Annotated in this window: 3 protein-coding genes; 1 reads left to right on the forward strand and 2 read right to left on the reverse strand. The window is 60.3% G+C overall.

What is annotated here, in order from left to right; genetic code table 11:
- Positions 1–87: 87 nt before the first annotated feature.
- Both WBB95_RS04185 and WBB95_RS04190 read right to left on the reverse strand, forming a co-directional pair.
- The gene (locus WBB95_RS04185; RefSeq protein ID WP_424486438.1) at positions 88–1,251 is read right to left on the reverse strand and encodes a catalase family protein; all 1,164 of its coding nucleotides are present in this window, start codon (positions 1,249–1,251) and stop codon (positions 88–90) included.
- A complete protein-coding gene (locus tag WBB95_RS04190) occupies positions 1,248–3,059 on the reverse strand; it encodes a di-heme-cytochrome C peroxidase (protein ID WP_424486439.1) in 1,812 nt (603 codons plus the stop codon). Before WBB95_RS04190 ends, WBB95_RS04185 begins: the two co-directional genes overlap by 4 nt.
- Before the next feature lie 247 nt (positions 3,060–3,306).
- On the opposite strand from WBB95_RS04190, the gene WBB95_RS04195 reads away from it, so the two are divergent.
- Entirely contained in the window at positions 3,307–4,047 is a 741-nt protein-coding gene (locus tag WBB95_RS04195; RefSeq protein ID WP_424486440.1) for an FKBP-type peptidyl-prolyl cis-trans isomerase, read from the forward strand.
- Positions 4,048–4,064 lie beyond the last annotated feature (17 nt).

The following is a 4,064-nucleotide window of genomic DNA, read 5'->3' on the forward strand; positions in this document are numbered from 1 at the left end:
TTTCGAAAGTGACCCGCTGTAAGAGCGGAACCCATAGAAGCCATCACCCCAATAACGGATATACACCCAACCCCCCCCAAAAAAACCTCACAAATTACGACCATGCCGATAGTCACTGACAGCGTCATAAACCGCCTTGCGCAGCCGGTTAATCCCGCCAATCGGTCGATGCGCCTCCAGTCCAAACCAAGGGTTAAACGACTGGTTATCGCAAGCAAGATTCAACGCCGGCGTATCAAAATCCTGCGCAGGAATGCGCACCTTGGCCACCGTTTCAAACGGCGCATCGCTTTCCTTCCACTCAATGCTGGTGTCTTCAATCGGCATGAATTTCTGCGGATTCTGCCGCTGAACCTGCAACACGAAACACGCCGGCACACGGTCCGTTGACAGCTGCTGGCTCAACGCACTGCGCAAGAAATTCGGCAGGTCCTCGTTCTGTTTGGGCAGCCCATATTCCGGGCAGCTTTGCGGATCAGGTGCCACACGGAACTTGGCGTTGGCTGCGCCGAACTTGTAGGGCGAAACGGAAAAATACGTCGTCTGCGTCGGGCTCGCGGGCGGCGGTGCCAGGGTCGCCAGGGCGATAAACAAGTGACGCACCTGCCAGCTGCGCGGGTCAGCCTTGGGGAAGAATGCCAAGACTTTTTTGCCATCCGCCTGGGCGCCAATGTTCTGCGCGTATTCCGCCACATCGCTGACAAAGAAGTTCGGGTGGCTGAACATCACGAAGTCCTGTTCCGTGCGCGCCTGCTGGTCGGCCATCAGTTGTTTGCCCGGCACATCCAGCAGTTTGAGCGCCATGCCACGCGCATCGCGGATGCTGTCGAATTGCGGGTAGGCATTGCCGTTGGACAGCCGCATCATCGCCTGCCAGGTCTTGCCCGGTTCGGCGAATACACCCTGGCGCAAGGCTGGGTCGAGGTCAGCCACTACGCTGACTTCGGCTTTTACGCAGCCGTGAGCCTTGGCGTGGGCATCACGCAGGTAGCGGGTTCCTTCGCGGTGCTGATCGACGATGCGCACCGCCGTCTGAATGATGCCTTGGGTCATCGCGGCTTCGCCGGGCGGGATCTGTTCATTCGGCGATACCGGGCCACTGTGCTGCCAGGCAAACCAGGCGCTGGCCGCCAGCCAGCCGAGCAGGCCCAGGCCCGTCAGCCACAGCAGCGTTTTGCCGAGAAAGGCACCGAGGCGCAGCCAGAAACGCGCGAGCAGGGAACGGTCGTTGTAGTGAGATCGGATAATCATGGCAACTGTTGCTCCAGCGGGCCGCCCAGCACTTTGAGGTATTCCAGCAGCGCCCAGCGTTCCTGTGGCAACAGGCTGCGACCGATTACGCCGTTGCCACGCTGACCGGCACGGAATTCGTGACCGCTGTTGTGGTTGCCGGTGATGGAGGTGTCGAACAAAAAGGCATTCTTGAACGCGCCGGTCTGAAAGCCCAGGTGGCGCGGGTCGTAGTTGAAGGTGCCTTTGTAGAACGTGGCACTGCGCTCGTCCTGGGGCGAAAGCAGTTGGTAGATCGTCGGCACCGAGCCGTTGTGCAGGAACGGCGGGGTGGCCCACACACCGGCCAGCGGCCGGGCTTTGTAGGCGCGCAGCTCGCGCACGCCGATGGGCAGGCCAAAACCGTCCAGGGTGGGGCGTTCGGGTGGGGTCACACCGGCCGCGCGGTAGGCGTGGTCCTCGACGAAGGCGGTGACGTACGCCAGGCCCTTGGCCACAGAGATACTTTTCAGGTCCAGTGGCTCGGTCGACGCAGGGTGTAGCTCGACGTTGAGCGTGGCCAATTGCGCCGGGTCCCACTGCAGGGCGCTGAGGTCATAGCGCTGGTCCGCGATATTGCTGGCGGTGCCGGGGTCGGTGCCGATGTAGTCCACAGGGAGCATTTTAAGTTGCTGCACCGGGCGGCCATTCTGCGCAGTGACGGCGGGCACATGGCAACCGGCGCAGTTCTCGGCGAACAGTGCGCGGCCCTGAGCGGCAAGAGGCTTGTCGACGGTGCCGAACAGGTCTTCGGGCCAGGTCGGCGGCTTGAGGCGTTGCAAGGTTTCTTCGATCAAGGCCAGGTCGCGCACTCGCACACTGGACGGGTAACGTGCGTCGCCTTGCAGGGGTTGGCCGGCGCTGTCGAAGAAGTCCAGGGTGGCGCCGACGCCAAGGGCTTCGCCGATATTGCGCGCCATGGGTTGTTGGGCCGAGCCGTTCCATTGCACCCAATCGAATGTCCAGATATCCCACAGGTACGGGTAGTCCACCGGCGCATTGGCGACGCGGTAATTCTCCGGGGAGATGGCATCACCGAAGCTGGCGTTGGCGATGCGGCCGAACGCATCGGTGCGCCCCGGGCCTTCCTCGGTAGGGTAGAGCCCACGGTGGGTGTCATTCCAGGCGACTTTGATGAACTGGTTCAGTGACTGTTTGAAGTCCTGGCGCAGTTGGTTTTTGTTGTGCTCGTCGTAGTCATGGCCGAGTACGCTGCGGGCGAAACGGTCGAACTTCCACGGCAGGTAATACGTGGCGGTCAGGCTGGCCACCAAGGCCTGGCCGAAACTGCCACCGCGCAAGGTCGGCACGCTGGACGGCAGCACATGCTGGGCCGAGCCGCCGTCGATACGCAGGGCCTGGCCTTTGAAGTGCAACTCGCCGGTGTGGCAGGCGGCGCAGGTGATATCCAGGTATTCAACGTGGCTGCCAGCATTTTGGTGCCGGGCGAAACCGACTGGCAGGTTGCCGGGGTTTTGCGCCGTGGGGACCTGCTTGGGGTCCACCAGGAAACCGAAGCGTGCCAGGTACTCCGGCGTGGCAAAACGCTGCTCGGAAAACGGCAGTTCCAGGGCGGTAAACCAATCGTAATGCAGGCCTTTCACTTGGGTACCCTGGGGCGTGAAGTAATAGGTCTGGCGGTCGGCGTCACTCCATTGGTTTTGGTAATGCACCTGCTCCACGGGCACGTAGTCCGGCAGCTTGGGGTTGACGATGTAGTAGAGCACCACGGCCAGGAGCAGGCCCAGTGCGATAAGTATCAGAAGCAATACACGGGAAAAAATGCGCAAGATAACTATCCTTGTCGAGTTGTAGCGTTCTTATGCCATTGCATCACAGGTGCGGCAAGTGGCCAGCAGCCTGGTTGCGGATGGGTCCGCGATCCTTCGCGGGCTATCATCATGAATGAAAATGCTTTTAAACACGTGAACTTATCAGCAGTTTCCCCCTCAGATGCCGGTAGCCATTGGTCGTGGCCGCCTGATAAGCTCGCGACTTTACTCGAATGCCCTTTTGGCGCACGAACAAGGAAATAGCATGAAACAGCATCGGTTGGCGGCGGCGGTGGCCCTGGTTAGCCTGGTACTTGCGGGTTGTGATTCGCAAACCAGCGTAGAGCTGAAAACCCCGGCGCAGAAAGCTTCCTATGGCATCGGCCTGAACATGGGCAAAAGCCTTGCTCAAGAAGGCATGGATGACCTGGATTCCAAAGCAGTAGCCCAAGGCATCGAAGATGCCGTCGGCAAGAAAGAACAGAAGCTCAAAGACGACGAACTGGTTGAAGCGTTTGCCGCACTGCAAAAGCGTGCTGAAGAACGCATGACCAAAATGAGCGAAGAGTCGGCAACCGCCGGCAAGAAATTCCTCGAAGACAACGCCAAGAAAGACGGCGTAGTCACCACCGCTTCCGGTCTGCAGTACAAGATCGTGAAGAAAGCCGACGGCGCCCAGCCTAAGCCTACCGACGTAGTGACTGTTCACTACACCGGCAAGCTCACCAACGGCACTACCTTTGACAGCTCCGTAGATCGCGGCAGCCCGATTGACCTGCCGGTCAGCGGCGTGATCCCGGGTTGGGTCGAAGGTCTGCAACTGATGCACGTGGGCGAGAAGGTCGAGTTGTACATTCCGTCCGACCTGGCTTACGGCGCACAGAGCCCGAGCCCGGCGATTCCAGCCAATTCCGTGCTGGTATTCGACCTGGAACTGCTGGCCATCAAGGACCCAGCCAAGGCTGATGCTCCTGACGCACCTGCTGCACCAGCCGCCAAGAAGTAATCGGCGCCTGAACACAC

Source organism: Pseudomonas sp. (genome assembly GCF_049645325.1).
In the GTDB taxonomy this organism is placed as follows: Bacteria; Pseudomonadota; Gammaproteobacteria; order Pseudomonadales; family Pseudomonadaceae; genus Aquipseudomonas.